Raw genomic sequence first — 18,269 nt, 5'->3', positions numbered from 1 at the left:
AAAGCAGTCACAATTAATGTATTGTGACTGCTTTTTTATATTATAAGTTAACCAATGTCTTAGATTTGTCTTTAGCAGCTAAGAAGAAACCAACTGCTGCAATTGACCATGCCCAAACAATATGACCGAAGAATTCGGAGAAATGTTCGTCAAATGGCTGATGCCATGCTGGTGGAACAGTTCCCATAGCAGGCATGATAATGACATGGAAGGCAATCCAGATGGCGATACCATATAAAGCACCTTGCCAAAGTGTAACCTTTGACCAGAATTGTGCTAAGAAGAGGTATAGCATTGCAAAAACCAATGAAAAGGCAAAGTGAATAATTAATGCAACATAAAATACTTTTTGATCAGTGGAATAATAAACAAACGCATGCGTTGTATCATGTGACATCCCCAACTGTTCGAGTAAATGTTGTGGTGGATTAGTTGCATTGCGTGCTAATGTACGAGGTGGCAAAATGGCCTCCCAACCAATCTTAACCATACCTGAAATCATTCCCGCGATGAATCCATACCAAATACTCTTCCAAATTATTGCGCCAAGGGGTGCCTTGGGCTTTTCTATGTTAAACATAGTCCCGTTCTCCTAACTAAATGTAATTAAACAACAAATAGTATTATACCACTTAATGTGATAAATATAACAAGGATTGTTAAAAAATTAAATATCATCAATCATAATGGTATTCGTTACTATTTATCATTGTAGTTGATTTCACAAAAAAGCGACATCCGTCGCTTAATAAAGTAATTTATGCGCTTACCCAGACTCGAACTGGGATCAAGGACTTAGGAGGTCCCCGTTCTATCCCGTTAAACTATAAGCGCTTAACAATAAGATTATACGGGTAAATCTGTTGGTATGCAAATGATTTGAGGGGTTTTAATGTAACATGTTATAATCGATGAAGCGTTATGGAGAAGAGTTTATGAAAAATAGAAAAACGATATATTTGATGATAACAACTTTTTTTATGGCAATTGTCCTTGTACAATCCATTATTAGTTGGTTAGGTTATCTACCATTAGGCGCTTTTGTCGTTGGTGCTGCACCAACGATTGTTCAATTTACTGTTGCAATTGGTGCCATTTTAGTTGGACCAAAATATGGTGCCGTTTTGGGTGGCTTTTGGGGATTAACAACATTATATATTGCTTGGACAACACCAGGATCAATTGGCTCGTTAATGTTTCAAAATCCGTTTACCGCACTATTACCAAGAGTAGCAGTTGGCCTATTGATTGGCTTTATCTATCAACGATATTTTAAAAATCAACATGTTGGTAAACAAACTGTTGGTTTAGCTAGTTTAGGTGTTTTGGCTGCTTTGATTAATACTGTGGGTGTTGTTATTTTAACAACAATTGGCTTTAGCATCATGCAGACTAATTTTACGGGTATTCCAACGCACAATATTTTAGGGTGGTTGATTGGCATTGTTTGGTTTAATGGTATCTTTGAAGTTATCACTGGTGCTATTCTGGTACCATTGATTGCTGGTGCATTAATACCGATTGCAAAACGACTCAATATATAAAAACAACCGTTATGCACGGTTGTTTTTATTTTATAGAACTGTGAAATTTTTAGTGGTTTGTGTAAAGGGAATAAAGCCGTTTGCACTCAGATAGCCGCTATCTTCAATACGGATACCAGCAGTACCAGGAATGTAGATACCGGGTTCTATTGAGAACACCATGTTTTCTTGAAGGATCAGATGACTGTCAGGCATGATTGAAGGATACTCATGAACACTAGAACCGAGTCCATGTCCCAAGCGATGGTTGAAATATTGGCCGTAGCCGGCTTCTTCAATAACTTGGCGGGCAATGTGATCTAACTCACCGGCAGTCATACCAATCTTTGCTTGTTGTTGAGCAGCCTGCTGAGCATGCAAAACAACATCGTAAATATCGTGAATATCTTTTGGAACAGCACCGAAAGCGACAGTTCGTGACGCGTCGGAAGCATAATTTTGCGTCATTGTACCTAGGTCAAAAAGAACTAATTCATTGGCTTTCAAGGCCCGGTTACTAGTTGTACCATGGGGATCAGCGGCGTGATCACCAAATTGAACCAAAGTGTCAAAGCTCATGCTAGGCACACCACTTTTTTCAATTGATATTCAATTTCCGCAGCGACTTCTAATTCTGAAGCACCAGCATGCAGTGCTTGAAAGCCAATTTCAAAGGCGCGATCCGCATCTTGCCCAGCAGCTAACATATGCTGGATTTCACTGGAAGTTTTAATCAGCCGTAATTGGTTAATTTTTTCAGTAATATCTGTACTGAAATCACCAGTAGGGAGTGCATTTTGAAGCGCATTTAAACGATGCACCGTTAAATTATCGGCTTCAATTGCAAATCGTTGACTGCCTTTGGAAGTGTTTTGGATATGTTGCGCCAGTTTACGCCATGGGTTTTCTTGATCTTGATAGCCTATTGCAGTATATGGCCAACCACTTTCTTGCATACTGTTGACTTCTAAAGCTGGACCGAAGAGAAATGGATTTTTACCACTGAGTATGACAAGTGCCAAAACGCGTTCAATCGGATCAGATTCAAAACCACTTAAATAAGCAACGCTATGATAGTTCGTGATAATCGCGCCGTCTAGATTATTGTGTTGTAGCCAGTTATTCAATTCATTAAGCTTGCTTTGATTCATAACATAACTCCTAAATGATAAAGTGCTTTCATTATACGCTTATTATGGTATGATATTTTTTGTAAATAACGTGAAAAAAACATGAAAACAATAATTAGTTAACATTGTAAGCGTTTGCATATTTTGAAAAATTTGTTATAATAATGATTGTATAAAATAAAAAAGCATTTTAACGATTAAATTATCAATATTTGGGAGTGAATTTATGAAGAAAAAACAATCAGCAACAATCTATGATGTTGCCAGTCGCGTGGGTGTTTCATTAGCGACTGTATCACGTGTTGTTAATGGCAATACCAATGTTAGGGAATCAACAAAACGTAAGGTATTGGCTGCTATTGATGAATTGGGTTATCATCCTAATGCAGTGGCTCGAGGATTAGCTTCAAAAAAGACGACGACTATCGGTGTTGTGATGCCTGACGTAACAGATATGTACTATTCGGAATTAGCGCGTGGTATTGATGACGTAGCAAATATGTACCATTATGACGTTTTGTTAACGAATACCGACGAAGATCCTGTTCGTGAAACGATGGCTGTTAACAATTTGGCAACGAAACAAGTTGATGGCATTATCTTTATGGGCAACGAACTGGATCGCGAAGTACTTAATACCATTGCTAGTGTCGATGCGCCGGTTGTTTTAGCGGGTTTTTTGACAAGTGATGGTAGCTTGCCAAGTGTCAATATTGACTATGTAGCAGCTATTAGAGAATCGACTAAAGCGTTGATTAGAAATGGTCACCAACGGGTTGCATTGGTTATTGGACCGCTAACGCATGCGATCAATAAGCAGTATCGTTTGAAGGGCTATCAGGATGCGTTGGAAGAGATGGGGATTGACTACGATGAATCATTAGTCTTTACATCACATCAAGATTACGCAGCAGGAATGCAGGTAGCTGAACGTGTTACTGCTGCTAAGGCAACGGCTGCGATTACTTATGATGACGAAGTTGCCTTAGGCATTATGAATTACATGATTGATAAGGGTGTTAAAGTACCTGATGACTTTGAAGTCGTTACATCAAATAACACTAAGTTCGCTATTGTAACGCGACCAGCAGTGACCTCAATTTCACAACCGAAATATGATATTGGGGCGGTTGCTATGCGAATGCTAACTAAGTTAATGAATAATGAAATTTTAGAAGATACACAAATTACATTACCGCATACGATTGAACGTCGCGGTACGACAAAAAATGATTTAGAAATAAAAATGTAACAATTGACATTTAATAGTAAAAAACGTAAACTAGTAGGGCAGTTTACGTTTTTTACTATACTAATCAAAGCGACATTAGGAGTGGGATAATGAATTTGCTCAATGGGCGACAATGGGGGAAACGCTACATCACGGGTTTAGATGGTTTACGTGCTTTTGCTGTAATTGGGGTTTTACTTTTTCATCTTATGCCAACAAAAGTGGTTGGTGGTTGGTTAGGGGTACCGCTATTCTTTGTTATTTCAGGTTATCTTATTACTGATTTATTAGTACAAGAATTTGATAAAGATCAATATATCGGTACTTATCAATTTTATCTGCGTCGATTACGACGGTTGTATCCGGCATTAGTTGTCATGCTTATTGTGACGACCATTGTGATTTTGTTATTCACACCTGATTTACAATATAACCTTCGTTATGTAGTCTTGACCAATTTATTTTATGTGTATAATTTTTGGTCAATTTCACATGGTGAATCTTATTTCCAGCAATTTGGCGGTGCTTCACCATTTACCCATTTATGGTCTTTATCAATCGAGGGACAATTTTACCTCGTATGGCCATTTATCATTAACTTTTTATTGAAGCATCGTGTGAAACGGCGAGTCATTAGTATCGGTTTAGCATTCATGGCAGTTGTGAGTGCATTGTTGATGGCATTATTATATCAGCCAGACATGATTAATCGTGTCTATTATGGTACTGATACGCGTTTGTTTGCTATTTTATTAGGCACTGCATTGGCATTTATGTGGCCATCTGATCGACTATCGCATTTTATTGACCAACAATCTAAGCAACGTTTAAATATAATTGGCGCCATTGCTTTGGTACTCATGATATTTGGTATTTTATATATTAATGGGCAACATCCAAGTACTTATTATGGCATGATGTTCTTGTTTACATTGATTGCCACAGTACTCATTGCTATCGTTGTGCATCCAGCAAGCATCTGGTCACAGTGGTTAGATAATGGTTTCTTGAATTATTTAGGTAAACGCTCGTATAGTATTTATTTGTATCAATTACCAGTATTTGTCTTTTATGAACGATTGATACCACACTTCCGTCCCAACATGTGGCATAATGTGATTGAATTAATTTTGGTTTTATTATTAAGCGAAGTTAGTTATCGTTATATTGAACAGCCGTTTAGAAGGGGCGCTGATTTTCAAAATGTTTGGTATTGGTTAACTGCATCACGTAATCGTTTCTTTGGTACAGGCATTGTATCAATTATTATGATTTTCTTTGTTGCGCAAGGGTTAACGAGTCATCGGGCAGGTATATCTATGCCCAAAACACATTTACAAAAAGAATTATCGCGTAATCAAGAGCGCATAGCACAGCAAAACAAAGTAGCTGAGCAACAGAACCAATTAAAAGGTGCGGGGCCTCGCCAACATATCAAAAAACAACCGTTAACTCAAAACGACCTAAAGATGATCAAAAAATATCAATTAAAAAAGCTGATTATCAAATTTTTAAAGCTTTGAACTTTAAAGCGGTTGGCGATTCCGTCATGTTAGATACGGCACCATATTTGCAAGAGATTAACAACCACTTTATTGTCGATGCTAAAGTGGGTAGGCAAACACATGATGCTGTATCTATTGTGGGAAATTGGTCGGATACAGACAATTTAGCACCAAATATTTTAGTGGGTATTGGTACAAATGGCACAATCAAGCAACAAGAACTTGAACAGATGATGCAAAGTTTCGGTCGCAAGCGACAAGTTTTTTGGGTCAATAGCTATGTCCCTAATCGACCATGGCAAGATGAAAATAACCAGTTATTAAAGAAAGCTAATCGTCAGTACAAAAATTTACATGTAATTGATTGGTATAGTAAGGCAAAGCAACATCCTGAGTGGTTTGCCAGTGATGGCGTTCATCCAGAGCCAGAGGGGAATCGTCAATATGTTCGGCTATTAGTCGAGACAACAGCAGCTATTTATCATGATTAATGTCTAACCGTATGTCTCTAGCTTATGAATAGCGTGGGCAGCGGTTTTTTGTATTAAATCAAGCATGTTAAAATAATAGCAGTATAAATAATGAGGTAATTGAATGGCAAAAGCAGATACGCCAATGATGGTACAATACCATGAAATAAAAAACAATATCCAGATGCCTTTGTTTTCTATCGCTTAGGGGATTTTTATGAGTTGTTCGAAGATGATGCCGTATTAGGTGCTAAGATTCTTGAACTTACCTTAACAGCGCGGAATAAGAATTCAGATAATCCAGTACCAATGGCGGGTATCCCGCATCATGCTGCGCGAAATTATATTGATATTCTCGTTGATCAAGGTTACAAAGTTGCCATCGTTGAACAAATGGAAGATCCTGCAACAGCTAAGGGGATGGTTAAACGCGATGTTGTGCAACTGATTACACCAGGCACAAAAATGACAGATGGTATCGGTGGTGAACGTGAAAATAATTATTTAGCGGCGGTTATACCATCAGATAAAACTTTTTCTTTAGCCTATATTGATTTATCTACTGGTGAATTGAAAACGACAAATATTGCACGATTACCAGAGGTGTTGGATGAATTAGATAGCTTAGAAGTTAAGGAAGTTGTTTTACTCAAAGATAATGGGATTGAACCGCAAATACAATTAATTGACAAAATTGGTAAACGTGGGATTGTGGTTTCTTATACGGTACAGCAATCACCAAGCGCAACGATTAGTTTTCTAACACAGTCGTTATTAGATACGGACCAGAAAAGCGTAACAGAATTATTGCTGAATTATATTTTTGATACGCAGCGTCGCAGTTTGGATCATATTGTACCTGCTACAAGTTACGCGCGATTATCTTTTCTAAAATTTGATCATAATACACGTGTTAATTTAGATTTAGTTGAGAATTCACGTACTAAGAAAAAGGCCGGTAGTCTATTAGGATTGATTGATGCGACTAAGACGGCAATGGGTGGTCGCTTATTGAAACAGTGGTTACTAAAACCTCTGCGTGATCATCATGATATTACGCAACGATTGGATACAATTGCAGCATTTCAAGAACAATTTTTTACACGTGGTGCGCTGCAAGATCATTTGAAATCTGTATATGATTTAGAGCGCTTAGCTGCGCGAGCTGCAATGGGTACGATGAATGCGCGCGAATTAATCCAATTAAAACGATCGTTATCGGCTGTTCCTGGGATTAAAAGTACACTTTCTGAGCTACCGCATGAGAACGTTTTGCATCAGATTGCAGATGAATTAGATACCATGTTGGATTTATCTGGCTTGATAGAAGAAGCGATTGTTGATGATCCACCAGTTAGCGTGCGAGAAGGCGATATCATCCGAGATGGTTTTGACGAAAAAATCGACACTTATCGTCAAGTACTCCATGATAATCAGCAATGGTTAGGAGAATTGGAATCTAAAGAAAGAATAGCAACCGGCATTAATTCTTTGAAAATTGGTTATAATAAGAATTTTGGTTACTTTATTGAAGTGACCAAGTCTAATATTGCGAAATTAGAAGAGGGACGATATGAACGCCGACAAACATTAACCAATGCTGAGCGTTTTGTCACACCTGAATTAAAAGAGCATGAGCGTTTAATTATTGAAGCGCAGGCTAAGCGGACAGAGCGTGAGTATGAGCTTTTTGTGACGATACGGGAACGGGTAAAAACGAATATTACGCGTCTTCAAAAATTGGCAGGCCAAATTGCCCGGCTCGATGTTTTAGCTAGTTTAGCAGATATTGCTGATAACCAGCACTTTGTGCGCCCCACTTTTGTCACGAACGATGATACGGTCCGGATTGAAAAAGGTCGGCATCCTGTTGTAGAAGCACTGTTGCCAAATGGGGACTTTGTCGCTAATGATGTATATCTAGATAAGCAAACGACGATTCAGTTAATTACAGGTCCCAACATGGCAGGAAAATCAACTTATATGCGGGAATTAGCACTCATTGTTATCTTGGCACAAATGGGGAGCTTTGTACCGGCTGACAAAGCTGAATTACCAATATTTGATCAGATATTTACAAGAATTGGTGCCAGTGATGACTTAGCCACAGGGCAGTCAACCTTTATGGTTGAAATGGCAGAAGCTAACTATGCATTGCAAGAAGCCACCCATCATTCCTTGATTTTATTTGATGAACTGGGTCGAGGCACAGCAACTTACGATGGTATGGCTTTAGCACAAGCGATTATTGAATATCTTGACCAACATGTGCACGCAAAAACATTATTTTCAACACATTACCATGAATTAACTGTCCTAGCACATCAGTACCCTAATATTGAAAATGTTCATGTGGGTGCTGCCGAAGACGAGAATGGGGAGCTTCATTTCTTACATCAAATCCAAGCGGGACCTGCTGATAAATCTTATGGTATTCATGTCGCTGCATTGGCTGGTTTACCAGACGGCCTTATTCAAAATGCAGAACATATTTTATCTCGACTAGAGCATCAACAACCAATTGATTTAGATATGCAGAATAATGTGTCTAAACCAGATGCAAATGAAATGTCGGATCAAACTGCCTTGTTTGTCGTAAAGGATATTGATCAATCAACGCAAGCTATTTTAGATCAATTAGCAAAGATCGACATTAACAATTTGACACCTATTCAAGCATTGAACCAGTTAGCTGAGTTGAAGCAAATGGAAAAGTAATAGATGGCATAAGGGGTTCTAATATGCATAAGATTCACGAATTATCAAATTTACTCGCTAACCAGATTGCGGCTGGTGAGGTTATTGAACGACCAGCTAGTGTGGTGAAAGAGTTGGTTGAAAATGCGATTGATGCTGAGGCGACACAGATTGATATTATTGTTGAGGATGCAGGACAGTCTTTGATTCGTGTTGTTGATAATGGCGGTGGAATTGAACCAGAAGACGTGCCATTAGCTTTTACACGACATGCAACGAGTAAAATTAATAGTCGGCACGATCTCTTTAATATTTTGTCACTTGGTTTTAGAGGCGAAGCATTACCTTCAATTGCTGCGATATCAGATGTCACTTTAAATACAACCACTCAAGTTGCATCTACAGGTGTGATGTATCACATTAAAGGTGGTAAACAAGTATCACAGACACCGGCAAACGGCCGTATTGGCACGGTAATCACAGTTCGAGACCTATTTTACAATACGCCAGCGCGGCTGAAGTATTTAAAGCGACCTAAAACAGAATTAGCTAAAATTGTGGATATCTTGAATCGATTGGCCTTGTCATACACAAAAATTGCATTTTCTTTGACAAGTGACGGTAAAAGTCTGTTGAAAACAACGGGGAATGGTCATTTACAACAGGTTATTGCTGCAATTTACGGGCGTGATGTTGCGCAAAAGATGATCGACATTCAGGGTGAAAATGATGACTTCAATGTGAGTGGCTATGTATCACTACCAGAATTAACAAGGGGATCACGTGAATATTTGACAGTATTGGTGAATCATCGATTTGTTAAAAATTTTGCCGTTTCTAATGCAATTATTAAAGGTTATGGCTCTAAATTAATGATTGGGCGATTTCCAATGGGCGTCATTAATATTGATACAGATCCGCTACTCATTGATGTTAATGTACACCCACAAAAATCAGAGATTCGTTTGACGAAGGAAGCTGAATTATCTGAGTTACTCATAACAACGATTAAACAGCGGCTCAGTCAAGAAAATCTCATTCCTGATGCTTATGATAATTTGTACGGATCAACATCAGTTAAGCGTAAAGATGATCAACACGATACACACACAACAAGCCAGTCAGTACCGTCGATAGCGCCGACAACTAAAGCACCGTGGACGGTCAATAGCAGCACGCCTGAGCATGCCGAAAGTCTTGAAGCGACAGCTTCAGCTGTTCAAGAAGAAACGAATACGATTATGATTAATCATAAAGGTGATTTAAAGCATGATACAGTATTAGCTTTTGAACAGAAATATGCGACTGAACCATTTGTGACAGCTTTTCCAGAAACTGAGCCATCATCACATCAAGTTGTGACTGAAAATAAGGTTGACTATCAAACGACACTGATACCCAATTCATCCGTTTCAAAATCTGAACAAGTTGATTTAGACATTTTGAAAAATGAAAAGACAGGATTTCCAGAACTTACTTATATTGGGCAAATGAGTGGCACATTTTTGTTCGCACAGAGCCAAGATGGCTTATATTTAATTGATCAACATGCGGCGCAAGAGCGTGTTAAATATGAATATTATCGCCAAGCAATTGGTGAAGTAGGACAAGATAAACAGCGATTACTTGTTCCCATTGTTATTGAGTATTCAGCTAGTGATATGTTACGTATTGCTGATCATGAAGATAGTCTGGCACAGGTTGGTCTCAAGTTGGAACCTTTTGGACCAACGAGTGTTGTGGTTAGAGAACATCCCATTTGGTTTATGAAGGGTCAAGAAGAAGCAACAATTAAAGAAATGGTGGATTGGATTTTAAGAGATGGACATTTAACCGTTGCTGAATTCCGTGAAAAACAGCCATTATGATGAGTTGTAAGCGATCAATTCGTGCTAATTTATATATTGATGATGCTCAAGCGAGAGCCCTTATTAATGATTTATCTCAGGCAGAAAATCCATATAATTGTCCACATGGTCGGCCGGTTCTAGTGACTTTTTCACTCAATGAAATGGAAAAAATGTTCAAACGTATTCAAGATTCCCATGAAAAGTGGGCATCATATGACAATCATCCGTATTAAGAATATGTTAAAGTCGTTGGTCTAATAAACTAACGATTTTTTAATATAAATGGGAAAAGGCCATTGATACTGTAAACGGTTTCAGAAAATTTTGTAAAGCGCTTGTGTAAACGTTTTCAATCATGTAAAATATGTAATGTTGAAAAACTAAGGAGGAAAGTGCTCTACCTAGAGCATTTTAAAATATTATGAATATTGCAATTTTAGTGGCCTTAATTCCCGGCCTAGCATGGGGGTCAGTTGGACTTGTTAACACCAAAATGGGTGGTACAGCTGCGCAACAAACATTGGGAATGACATTTGGTGCATTACTATTTGGTATGGCAACAATGTTTCTGTTCGTTATGCCAAATGGCATTACCGTTGATAGTCGTATTTGGGTTGTTGGGATTATTTCTGGTTTAGTATGGGCGATTGGAACAGCAGGGCAGTTCCTAGCTATTAAAGATATGGGCGTGTCCTTGGCGATTCCACTCTCAACAGCTGGACAGATTGTTATGAATGCATTGATGGCCGCTGCTGTTTTGGGTGAATGGAAGAACGGCAAAATGTGGGCAATTGGTGTTTTATCAATTGTAACTGTTGTTATTGGTGCTACTTTGATTTCAGCACGTGATAAGTCACGTAGTAGCCAAGGTATGCAAAATCCTTCAGATAATAAGAAGGGGATGATCTACCTTATTGTTTCAACATTAGGCTTTATGATGTACTTTGTTTTGCCTAATTTATTGAATAAGCTAGGTTATATTTCAGATGCTGTTAAGACACGTCATAATGGTATTGATTATATGACAGCTATCGTAGGTCCACAGTCTATTGGACAAGTGATTGGTGCATTTTTGATTGTCATCTTTGTATTGCGCGAAGGTGATAAAATGTTCAAGGCACCAACATGGCGCAATATTGTAACAGGTTTGGTATGGGCAACAGGAAATATTTTCATGTTCATCTCAGCAGCCAATCCTAATGTCGGACAAGCGGTTGCTACGACATTATCACAGATGGGTATTATTGTTGGTACATTTGGTGGTATTTACCTTTTGGGTGAAAAGAAGACATCTTACCAGATGAAGTTAATTGTTGTCGGTACAATATTAGTCGTTGTCGGCGGTATTTTGATAGGTAATATTGCTAAGTTTGCATAAAAATAAAAACAATTTCAAATTTGAAATTGTTTTTTGTTTTGGTCTATACCACTGAGTGATATAGTGATACAATATACATTGTAAACGGTTACTATTTAAGGAGCGAGGATATTATGTCACATATTTCTTTTGATACAACAAATGTTGAGAATTTTGTAGCAAAACATGAATTAGATGAAATGCAACCATTAATTACGATGGCCGATTCACAGTTGCGCAATCGTACTGGTGCTGGTGCGGAATATTCTGATTGGATTACATTGCCAACTGACTACGATAAGGCAGAATTTGCCCGTATTCAAAAAGCAGCCGAACAAATAAAGTCAGATTCACAAGCTTTGGTTGTCATTGGTATTGGTGGTTCATATCTTGGTGCGAAGGCTGCAATCGATTTCTTGCACCCAAGCTTCTACAATGAATTAAGTGATGAAGAGCGTCAAGCACCTAAGATTTATTTTGCTGGTAACTCAACTTCATCTGCGTACATTAATGATTTAGTTCGTGTATTAGGTGATAAAGATTTCTCTGTTAATGTGATTTCTAAATCAGGTACAACAACTGAACCATCAATTGCATTCCGTGTCTTTAAGAAGTTGCTTGAAAAGAAATATGGTGAAGCAGGTGCCAAAAAGCGTATTTACGCAACAACAGATGCTAACAAGGGTGCTTTGCATGATGAAGCAGCCGCAGAAGGCTATGAAACTTTTGTGATTCCTGATGGTGTTGGCGGTCGTTTCTCTGTTTTGACACCAGTTGGTTTACTACCAATTGCTGCTTCTGGTGTTGATATCCAACAATTGATGGATGGCGCTAAAGACGCACAAGATGAATATTCTGATAGTGACTTGCGTAAAAACGAAGCTTATAGGTATGCTGCTTTGCGTCGTATTCTTTATGACAAAGGCTATACAACTGAGCTATTGATTAACTGGGAACCAACCATGCAGTATCTATCAGAATGGTGGAAACAGTTGATGGGTGAATCAGAAGGTAAGAACCAAAAGGGTATTTATCCATCTTCAGCTAACTTCAGTACTGATTTGCACTCATTGGGTCAATATATACAAGAAGGTCGTCGAGACTTATTTGAAACAGTTGTCAAGTTAGACAATCCTGTGTCAAACATTGCTTTACCTGAAGAAGAGGGTAACAAGGACGGTTTGCAGTATCTTGAAGGGAAGACTGTCGATGAAGTTAATACGAATGCCTTCCAAGGTGTTACATTAGCTCACGTTGATGGTGGTGTACCTAACTTAGCAGTGCATATTCCGCAACAAGATGCCTATTCATTGGGTTATTTGATTTACTTCTTTGAAATTGCTGTTGGTGCTTCAGGTTACACATTTGGTATTAATCCGTTTAACCAACCAGGTGTTGAAGCTTATAAGACAAACATGTTTGCTTTGTTAGGTAAACCAGGCTATGAAGAACAAACAAAGACATTGCGTGCGCGTTTGAACAAGTAGTCATTAATTTGATGAAAAACGAATCCTTAGGATTCGTTTTTTAGCTAGTGAGGTAAAATAATGAAAATTTATGCGGTTCGTCATGGTCAAACAATATTTAATGTATTAGATAAGGTTCAAGGATGGGCAGATACGCCATTAACTGAAAAAGGCATTGCTGATGGTCAATCAGCTGGCCAAAGGCTGGCGCATGTTAAATTTGATGCTGCTTATGCTTCCGATACTTCTAGAGCTATCCACACAGCTGAATTTATCTTACAAGAAAACCAATATCGTCAACCACGTTTGGATTTTACACCAGATTGGCGAGAATACTATTTTGGCAGCTTTGAAGGTGGTGATAATGCTGTGATGTGGGGAAGTGTTGCGCGCTATTTTGATATGGATACTGTGAAGTCAGATGATATTGCTTTAGCACACAATATGACTGAAATTATGGATGTTCGTCAGCAAGTTGATCCACAACGGATGGGCGAGAATGCTGAAATATTTTGGCAACGGATGCGCGCGTCATTACGGCACTTACAAGATCACAATACAACTGATGCAACTATTCTATTAGTGAGCCATGGACAGTTAATATGGAATTTAGCACAATATTTTGGTCATTTTAAAGAAGCAAAACGCCCCCAAAATGGGTCAGTTGCTGTTTTTGATCTTAATGATAACGGTGAATTACGTGTTGAACATTTTAATGATTTGACAACAACTTTCTAATCACTTCGATTTTGTATTTGGTTGCATTTTGTGTGCAAAAGAACTATAACTAAGTTGTAAGCAAAAGTAATTATAAGGGGGTCATGGAAATGGCAGATAAAAAGTTTGAGTTACTAGATAAGCCAATGGCAACGGTATTTGATTGGAGCGAGGACAATACCCCACTACGAGATGCATTATGGAATCATTATATGGATGAAAGTAATAAGAATACCTTATCAACATTAGATCACTTGAAGCAATTTGAAAAGATGGATAATAGTCAAGCCAAAAGCGAAGCTGAAAAGGTTTTGCATGTTTAAACAATCAATACACTAAAAAACAACTCGAATAATATTATTCGAGTTGTTTTTTATATTTAAGCATGAACAGTAGCTGTTTCAATTGCTGTTACGATATCCTCTAATGTCTGACTACCAAATACAATATCTGAATTTTGATCAATCATGAGTGCCGGAACACTCATGATGTGGCGTTGTTCACGAATTTCTGGGAATAACTGTAAATCAATCATTTCCGCTGAAATATTGTCATTTAGTGCTGCAATGTGTTGACAAGCGGCCACAACATCGGGGCAAAAATGACAAGTGAGTGATACACCAATTGCTAGTTTTGTTACTGGCAGCTGCTTAATACGTTCAGCAAGCTGACTGTCAATTGTTTGACCTGGTCCGGCTACATTGTAGACTGCCAAAATAAGTGAATTCAATTCATGTCCGGTAGGAATACCACTAAACTTAATACCAGTATCTTCACCATGCTCATCTAATATTACAAAATGAGGTGTACGTTCGATTTTATGTTCTTCAGCAATTTGCTGAGTTAAAGTCACGTCATCATAGTGTAGATGTTCATTTAATTGGCTAAATTCTTGGAGGAATTGGCTTAATTCATGGCTTTTGTCTGACGTATTTTTAAATTGATATAATGTAACATTTTTGGTGAGTCGGTCTAATATTGGCTGTAATTGTTGTATAATTTCATCGGAAAACCAAGTGCCACTATGCTTGGGAACAACTTGTTGCTGCTGATTTAGTGCTGTTTTGGGTGCTGCTTCAGAGTGCTGCGTTGATTTTTTAGGTACTTGACGTTTAACAGTCATATTAAGTTTTCGCTTTTGCTCTGTCACATAAAGTTCAGCACTTGTTGCAGCATTGGCACCGTCTGCAGCAGCAGTTACAATTTGACGTAATGGCTTCTCAACGACATCGCCAGCAGCATAAACACCAGGAATATTGGTCTGCTGATGACAATCAGCGATAATATAACCATTATCATTAAGCGCGATATCATGATCAAAAATTTGCGTCTGTGGATCTGTACCGACATAAACAAAAATACCAAAAGTATTGTCACCATCTTGTACATGGTAGGTTGTTGTTTCTTGCGTTTGGTTATTGATAAAAGTTGCTGATGTCAAATAATTATCACCACTAACGCTTTGGATTTCGGTGTTTCGCCAAATACTAATATTAGGATTATCTAGAGCACGAGCCGCGGTGAGAGGGGCACAGGTAAATTCATTTGAACGCATGACGATTGTGACGTGACGTGCAAAACGTGTGAGGTAATCCGCTTCCTCAGCGGCAGCATAGCCGCCACCAATCACGAAGACTTCTAGGCCACTGAATAATTCACCATCACAAGTTGAACAATATGCGACACCGCGACCACGAAATGCTTGTTCACCATCAAAACCAACTTGGCGAGGTTTTGCACCCGTAGCAATAATAATACTACGACCATAATAGCGGGATTGTTTACCCTGAACCATTTTGATTGTGTCATTGAAATCATAGGTACTTATTTCATCATGGATAAAATGAACGCCAAAATCTTTGGCTTGCTGTTGCATTTTGTTAACAAGTGCAGTACCGTCAATCGTTTCCACTGCTGGATAGTTTGCCACAGTAGATGTTGTTGTGACTTGCCCACCAATTTGATCACCTTCAATGATGAGTGTATCCAGTGTTGAGCGACCTGAATAAATGCCGGCAGATAGGCCAGCTGGTCCACCACCAATGATAATTGTGTCGTAAATATGGGGTTGTGTCATGAAAGAACCTCGAATTATAATTTGCCGACTAAGTCAAGACTAGGGGTAATGGTTTCTTCACCTGGATGCCAATTGGCGGGACATACTTGGTCACCGTGTTCCGCAACAAACTGTGCGGCTTCAAGAGTACGTAAAATTTCTTCAGCGTTACGACCAATACCCATATTATTAATGGTATATGATTGAATCTTACCTTCAGGATCGACAATGAATACGGCACGGTAAGCTTGACCAGCTTCTTCATCTAGTACGTCAAAGAAACGTGCTAGCTTGCCGGCTGGATCAGCCAGCATAGGGTATTGAATTTTAGCGATAGTATCTGTTGCTTCAGCCCAGGCCTTGTGAACAAATTCGCTATCTTCAGAAACTGAATAGATTTCAGTATTGGCATTTTGGAATTCAGCGTAATGATCAGCTAGGTCGCCTAACTCTGTAGGGCATACAAAAGTAAAATCAGCTGGGTAAAAGAAGAAGACAGACCACTTACCTAAGATATCTTGCTTAGTAACTTGTTTTAAGTCACCGTTCTGGTAAGCATTGACATTAAAGTCAGCAACTTCTTGGTTAATAAAATTCTGTGTCATCATATTCTCCTTTAGAATTGTTCTAAACTACTTACTAGTATAGAACTACTCTAAATAAAAATCAAGGGTAATCGCAATAATTTTTTAAAATAGATGAGTTAAGCGCTTTCATTTAAGATGGGGTAGTGCTACAATGATGATGTGATTAGATACACAAGGAGGAAGTTTTAGCATGGTAAGTCAAGCAAATATTGGCGTTGTTGGTATGGCAGTTATGGGTAAAAATTTGGCACTCAACATTGAGAGTCGTGGCTTCACTGTTGGTATTTATAACCGGAGTTCAGAAAAAACTGAACAGGTGATGAAGGACCACAGCGAAAAGAAGTTGGTACCAAGTTACACAATTGCTGACTTTGTCGCTTCGTTGGAAAAGCCTCGCCGTATTTTATTGATGGTGAAGGCTGGAAAGCCAACGGATGCCGTCATTGATGAACTATTGCCTTTATTAGATAAGGGGGATGTGTTGATTGATGGTGGTAATACGAACTTCCACGATACAATGGCAAGAAATGCTAAGTTAGATAAGTCTGGTATTAACTTTATTGGTATGGGTGTTTCTGGTGGTGAATTAGGTGCCTTACAAGGCCCTTCATTAATGCCAGGTGGTCAAAAAGCAGCATACGATTTAGTGGAACCAATTTTGAAGCAAATTGCTGCTCGTGCACCGCAAGATGATAAGCCTTGTGTGAGTTATATTGGTCCAAATGGCGCTGGGCATTACGTTAAGATGGTGCATAATGGTATCGAATATGGTGATGAACAATTAATTGATGAAAGCTATAGCATCATGCGCTATGTTGGTGGTATTTCAGTTGATGAGCAGTCTAAGATATTCTCAGAATGGAATAAGGGTGAGTTGGATAGCTATTTGATTGAGATTACTGCTGATATTTTGTCACGTGAAGATGATTTGGGTGATGATAAGTCAAAGCCAATCGTTGATATGATTCTAGATCGTGGTAATAATAAGGGAACTGGTAAATGGAGTTCAGAAGATGCATTGAATATTCAAGTACCACAATCTGTTATTACAGAAGCTGTTTATGCCCGTTACATTTCAATGATGAAGGACGAACGTGTTGCAGCTTCTAAGGTTTTGTCTGGTCCCAATGGTGCTGTTAAGGTTCCTGCCAAAGAAGATCTAGTTGAAAAGGTTCGCGAAGCATTATATTTCTCAAAAATCATGAGTTATGCACAGGGATTCGAACAATTGCGTATTGCATCTGAAACGTATGATTGGGATTTGAAGTTTGGCGAGTTAGCTCAAATATGGCGTGCAGGATGCATTATTCGTGCACAGTTCTTACAAAATATTACTGAAGCCTATAATAAGCAACCAGATTTGAACAATCTCTTGTTAGATGATTACTTTAAGGATATTGCTGCAAAGTATCAACAATCCGCACGTGATGTTGTGGCTTTGGCTGTTCAATCAGGCGTGCCAGTACCTTCAATGAGTGCTGCAGTAACCTATTATGATTCTTACCGTGCAGCAGTATTACCTGCCAACTTGTTACAAGCACAACGTGACTATTTCGGTGCACATACCTATGAACGTGTTGATCGTTCAGGTAATTTCCACTATAGCTGGTATGAAGAACAATAAGTTAATATTTTAATTCATTATAATAGTTGTACAAAAAGGATACGCTTAGTCTGAGC

At 38.5% G+C, this 18,269-nt stretch carries 14 protein-coding genes, 1 tRNA gene and 2 pseudogenes; 12 read left to right on the top strand and 5 right to left on the bottom strand.

Annotated elements, in window-relative coordinates; all coding sequences use genetic code 11:
• Positions 1-40: 40 nt before the first annotated feature.
• Both LEUFL_RS0102850 and LEUFL_RS0102845 read right to left on the bottom strand, forming a co-directional pair.
• Positions 41-580: a YagU family protein gene (locus LEUFL_RS0102850; protein WP_010007335.1), complete on the bottom strand. Its 540-nt coding sequence runs from the start codon at positions 578-580 to the stop codon at positions 41-43.
• Positions 581-761: 181 nt separating this feature from the next.
• Positions 762-834 (bottom strand) — tRNA-Arg (locus LEUFL_RS0102845).
• 101 nt (positions 835-935) lie between these two features.
• On the opposite strand from LEUFL_RS0102845, the gene LEUFL_RS0102840 reads away from it, so the two are divergent.
• Positions 936-1,544, top strand: coding sequence for an ECF transporter S component (locus LEUFL_RS0102840; RefSeq protein WP_010007334.1), 609 nt, complete (start codon positions 936-938; stop codon positions 1,542-1,544).
• A gap of 30 nt (positions 1,545-1,574) precedes the next feature.
• On the opposite strand, the pseudogene LEUFL_RS11155 reads toward LEUFL_RS0102840, so the two are convergent.
• Positions 1,575-2,674: pseudogene (locus LEUFL_RS11155) on the bottom strand (M24 family metallopeptidase).
• A gap of 205 nt (positions 2,675-2,879) precedes the next feature.
• Here LEUFL_RS11155 and ccpA point away from each other — a divergent pair.
• The 10 genes and pseudogenes from ccpA (at position 2,880) to LEUFL_RS0102795 (ending at position 14,269) form a co-directional block, all read left to right on the top strand.
• The gene (ccpA, locus tag LEUFL_RS0102830) at positions 2,880-3,905 is read left to right on the top strand and encodes a catabolite control protein A (protein ID WP_010007333.1); all 1,026 of its coding nucleotides are present in this window, start codon (positions 2,880-2,882) and stop codon (positions 3,903-3,905) included.
• Positions 3,906-3,994: 89 nt separating this feature from the next.
• Positions 3,995-5,407 (top strand): acyltransferase family protein, encoded by a 1,413-nt coding sequence (locus LEUFL_RS11150; RefSeq protein WP_308736776.1) that lies wholly within the window; start codon positions 3,995-3,997, stop codon positions 5,405-5,407.
• A gap of 26 nt (positions 5,408-5,433) precedes the next feature.
• Positions 5,434-5,880, top strand: a complete 447-nt coding sequence (locus LEUFL_RS13390) for an SGNH/GDSL hydrolase family protein (RefSeq protein WP_308736775.1) — start codon at positions 5,434-5,436, stop codon at positions 5,878-5,880.
• Between the two features lie 103 nt (positions 5,881-5,983).
• Positions 5,984-8,577: pseudogene (gene mutS / locus LEUFL_RS11145) on the top strand (DNA mismatch repair protein MutS).
• Between the two features lie 23 nt (positions 8,578-8,600).
• Positions 8,601-10,424 (top strand): DNA mismatch repair endonuclease MutL, encoded by a 1,824-nt coding sequence (mutL, locus tag LEUFL_RS11140; RefSeq protein WP_373419067.1) that lies wholly within the window; start codon positions 8,601-8,603, stop codon positions 10,422-10,424.
• Positions 10,421-10,639 (top strand): hypothetical protein, encoded by a 219-nt coding sequence (locus LEUFL_RS13475; protein WP_373419066.1) that lies wholly within the window; start codon positions 10,421-10,423, stop codon positions 10,637-10,639. The genes mutL and LEUFL_RS13475 overlap by 4 nt, the downstream gene beginning before the upstream one ends.
• Positions 10,640-10,827: 188 nt before the next feature.
• A complete protein-coding gene (locus tag LEUFL_RS0102810; protein WP_010007328.1) occupies positions 10,828-11,784 on the top strand; it encodes a GRP family sugar transporter in 957 nt (318 codons plus the stop codon).
• 113 nt (positions 11,785-11,897) lie between these two features.
• The gene (locus LEUFL_RS0102805) at positions 11,898-13,250 is read left to right on the top strand and encodes a glucose-6-phosphate isomerase (RefSeq protein ID WP_010007327.1); all 1,353 of its coding nucleotides are present in this window, start codon (positions 11,898-11,900) and stop codon (positions 13,248-13,250) included.
• 60 nt (positions 13,251-13,310) lie between these two features.
• Complete coding sequence (locus LEUFL_RS0102800) at positions 13,311-13,967, top strand: histidine phosphatase family protein (RefSeq protein WP_010007326.1); 657 nt, start codon at positions 13,311-13,313, stop codon at positions 13,965-13,967.
• 89 nt (positions 13,968-14,056) lie between these two features.
• A complete protein-coding gene (locus LEUFL_RS0102795) occupies positions 14,057-14,269 on the top strand; it encodes a P8 family protein (protein ID WP_010007325.1) in 213 nt (70 codons plus the stop codon).
• Positions 14,270-14,325: 56 nt separating this feature from the next.
• On the opposite strand, the gene LEUFL_RS0102790 is transcribed toward LEUFL_RS0102795, so the two are convergent.
• Positions 14,326-16,023 carry an FAD-dependent oxidoreductase gene (locus tag LEUFL_RS0102790; RefSeq protein ID WP_010007321.1) on the bottom strand — a complete coding sequence of 566 codons (1,698 nt, stop codon included), beginning with the start codon at positions 16,021-16,023 and terminating at the stop codon, positions 14,326-14,328.
• A 14-nt stretch (positions 16,024-16,037) separates the two neighbouring features.
• Positions 16,038-16,607, bottom strand: coding sequence for an alkyl hydroperoxide reductase subunit C (ahpC, locus tag LEUFL_RS0102785; RefSeq protein ID WP_010007320.1), 570 nt, complete (start codon positions 16,605-16,607; stop codon positions 16,038-16,040).
• A 172-nt stretch (positions 16,608-16,779) separates the two neighbouring features.
• Here ahpC and gnd point away from each other — a divergent pair, with 172 nt between their 5' ends.
• A complete protein-coding gene (gene gnd / locus LEUFL_RS0102780; RefSeq protein ID WP_010007319.1) occupies positions 16,780-18,213 on the top strand; it encodes an NADP-dependent phosphogluconate dehydrogenase in 1,434 nt (477 codons plus the stop codon).
• Positions 18,214-18,269 lie beyond the last annotated feature (56 nt).

It is taken from the genome of Leuconostoc fallax KCTC 3537 (assembly GCF_000165675.1).
Classification (GTDB): domain Bacteria; phylum Bacillota; class Bacilli; order Lactobacillales; family Lactobacillaceae; genus Leuconostoc_B; species Leuconostoc_B fallax.
This window is presented reverse-complemented; position numbering and strand designations above follow the sequence as displayed.